At 67.2% G+C, this 2411-nt stretch carries 2 protein-coding genes; both read right to left on the bottom strand.

Going from position 1 to position 2411, the window contains the following annotated elements; all coding sequences use genetic code 11:
- The coding region (locus tag CAP_RS43205) for a hypothetical protein (protein ID WP_044252662.1) at positions 1-1141 on the bottom strand (1141 nt) is incomplete at its 3' end.
- A gap of 432 nt (positions 1142-1573) precedes the next feature.
- The coding region (locus tag CAP_RS53155) for a putative metal-binding motif-containing protein (RefSeq protein ID WP_044252659.1) at positions 1574-2411 on the bottom strand (838 nt) is incomplete at its 5' end.

Raw genomic sequence — 2411 nt, 5'->3', positions numbered from 1 at the left:
ACACGCAGCACTGACCCGCCGGCTTGACGTTGCAGTAGTGCTGGTAGCCCTCGTCCACGCACCCATTGCAGTTGTTGTCCGTGTTGTCGCAGACCTCGGGCGAGGTCGCCCCGGCGATGATGTTCGCCAGCGCCTGAGAGAGCTCCACCTCGTTCGCGGCGTACTTCGACGCCATCGTCCCTCCCGCCGCTGCGATCGCATTGGCATCGGCAGGGCTCGCGCCGGCGAAGTTGATCACGTGCGTGCGGATCTTGAAATTCTTCCCCCCGACCGTCACGCCTGTCTGGTAGAGCGCCGTCGCCGCGTTCACCGCGTCCTGGTGCGTGTCGCAGGTCTCGTCACCATCGGTCATCAGGATGACGTTCACCGAGCGACACCCCGTCCCACCGTTGACCCCGGGGCCGGTCAGATCCTGGGTCGCCAGCGGCGAGGCCAGGAGCTGGTTGTTGTCGGGCCTCCTCCACGTTCCGGCGAAGTACCGGCTCATGTCCCTCAGCATCCCGTTGAGGGGCGTGTTGCCGACGGCGAACAGCTCCTGCCCGGCATTGCACTGGTTGTTGGCCCAGTTCAGCAGGGCGGTCACGTTGGACGCTGGCGGCGTGGTCCAGAAAGAGTCCTGCAGCATGGGCACGCGGATGAATGCCCCCGAGGCCGTGGTGGGATTGCTCCCGATCGACCCGCAACCCGTGCACGAGGGCCGGGAATTGTATTCGCCGTCGAAGCAATCGTAGAGGCAGTTGGTGAAGCAGCCGCTGCCGGTGCAGTTGCATGCGCTGCTGGTTGAGCAGTTCCCGATGCTCACCGCGAACGTCGCCAGCCCCAGGTTCACCTGCCCGCTGAAGGCCAGCACCGTGTTCCGCACAGCGCAGCGCCCGTGCGCCAGTCGGTTCGTGCCGAAACCGCAGCTATCCTGGAGGGGGGACCCACCCTGAATGACCGTGTCCGCCATCGAGCCGGACGTGTCGAAAGCCAGCATGAAGTAAGGCTTCGAAGCTGGCGGCCATTGTGTCGGGTCCGGCGAGCTGCAGTCGTACTGGGCCGCCGCGGGGGCGGCGAGGGAGGCGACCGCGAGCCCCGCTGATGCGGCGGCGAACAGGCGGCCAAAGGGCGAGCGCAGAACGGAAGACGAGGTGCGATCCATCGCTGGGAGCTCCGCGGGTCAGACATCCCCGACGGGTGGCACTTCGAGCAGTTCCACCCACGAGGACAAGAGCGCGAAAGTAAATCGTTCCACTTCTCGGCGCTGCCCACAAGTGCAGACGCCCGCAGAAGCATGCACTTCTCCCGCACTTCTTCGCGCCTTCGGCGGGCCTGACGCCGCTCCGGGCGCTCTCGGTATGCTCAGGGTGCCGCGGGTGCGCTCCGGGCGCGCTCCGACACACCGCGCGCGCTCCGACACACCGCGTGCGCTTCGGGCGCCCGAGCACCCCTCACCTCGGACCATCCAGCGAACGCCGAGGGGCCCCGCTCGCGCACCGAGGCCCGTCACCCCGAGGCGCTGGGGTCCCGACGAGCCTCGCGGATCACGGCGGTGAGGGAGCGCCGCTGCGGGAAGGCCGCAGCGCACAGGTCGCTACAGGGTTGGATTGCTCGAGAAGCAGCAGCGGAAGCCCGTGTCGTGGAATTTGAATTGTTGGTCGACCGTGTAGAAGGTGAAGTCGCAGCTCGACGCACTCTGGCTCTGGGTGTTGAACGAGCCGCCCATGACCCCGTACTGGTTCACCGTGGGATTCCTGGTCAGCTCCCGCAGGTTGCCGGTGATGTCGTAGAGCCGGTTTGTCGCCGTGCTGTTGCCCGTGGTGCTCGACCAGTCACTCCAGCAGTTCTGCAGCCTGCTCGACGCCGTCGGCAGGAGCCCATCCTGGTCCCCCGCGAGCGTGTCGTTGAAGTCGAACGTCGATCCCAGGTTGCAGTACTTCGTCGCCGTGGCCACCGTCGTGCAGGCCGTCCCGCCGAGATTGTTCCTCGGCGCGTACCCGTACGTGCACCCCGATGTCGCCCGGCACGCGGTCTGCCAGTCCTCGATGCTGCACAGTGACCCGCCCATCTGCGTGCACGTCTGCTGTGCCTCGACCGGGTTCACGTTGAACCACGGCAGCCGGTTCGCCATCGAGCAGGAGGGCGTGCGGTCGAGCGTCGATCCTGGGGGCGCCGACGTCCAGTAGCCGTTGCCATTGCCGGCGTCGGTGCTCGTCGCCTTCGGCCGGCTCGCCTCGTAGGTGTAGACCCAGGTGCTCGCCGCGATCTGGGTGACCGTGGGGCGCACGAAGTGCGCCGCGACAGAGCCCTTGCTGTTGAAGGTCTCGTCGACGGAGCCGTCGCAGTCGTTGTCGATGCCGTCGCAGGCCTCGGTGCAGCCGCCGGGCAAGGAGGCACAGTCCGCCTTGACCGCGTTGCACGTGACCGCCGTG

The organism is Chondromyces apiculatus DSM 436 (assembly GCF_000601485.1).
GTDB classification, from domain to species: domain Bacteria; phylum Myxococcota_A; class Polyangia; order Polyangiales; family Polyangiaceae; genus Chondromyces; species Chondromyces apiculatus.
Note: the sequence above shows the minus strand (reverse complement) of the source record. Positions and strands in the feature narration are given on the sequence as shown.